This window comes from Yersinia alsatica (assembly GCF_902170305.1).
Lineage (GTDB): Bacteria > Pseudomonadota > Gammaproteobacteria > Enterobacterales > Enterobacteriaceae > Yersinia > Yersinia alsatica.
Genome location: NZ_CABHWW010000012.1, coordinates 1 through 545 on the forward strand (window position 1 = coordinate 1; position 545 = coordinate 545).

Below are 545 nucleotides of genomic sequence, written 5' to 3' on the forward strand. Positions count from 1 at the left end.
AGTACATCTACGGAGAGATAAGTTTCAGCTGTATTGTTTCAATTTTCAGCTTGTTCCAGATTGTTAAAGAGCAATATTTCACAACCCACTGAGTCTTGCGACCGCAGTACGTTTTGAAATAGTTTTTTATATGGTGGAGCTAAGCGGGATCGAACCGCTGACCTCCTGCGTGCAAGGCAGGCGCTCTCCCAGCTGAGCTATAGCCCCATATAAAAAGCAGTTTACCTTGTGTTTCCAATTCGCTTAGCCGCAGGCGATTTTAACGTGAGTCACGCAGTGTGCAAACGCACATGAGTAACGCAACGATTAAAAGCGACAAGGATAAGTAGAGTTGGTGGGTCTGAGTGGACTTGAACCACCGACCTCACCCTTATCAGGGGTGCGCTCTAACCACCTGAGCTACAGACCCAACAAGGTACTAAAGCCCGACTAATTTCTCAGCCCGGCCTTATTTGCTCGTTACTTTCTATCAGACAATCTGTGTGGACACTGCGCAATGCGTATCGTTAGGTAAGGAGGTGATCCAACCGCAGGTTCCCCTACGG

Annotated in this window: 2 tRNA genes; both read right to left on the reverse strand. The window is 47.9% G+C overall.

Annotated elements, in window-relative coordinates:
* Nucleotides 1–131: 131 nt before the first annotated feature.
* A tRNA-Ala gene (locus FTA96_RS09225) sits at nucleotides 132–207 on the reverse strand.
* Nucleotides 208–332: 125 nt separating this feature from the next.
* Nucleotides 333–409: transfer RNA gene (locus FTA96_RS09230), tRNA-Ile, on the reverse strand.
* Nucleotides 410–545: the final 136 nt, after the last annotated feature.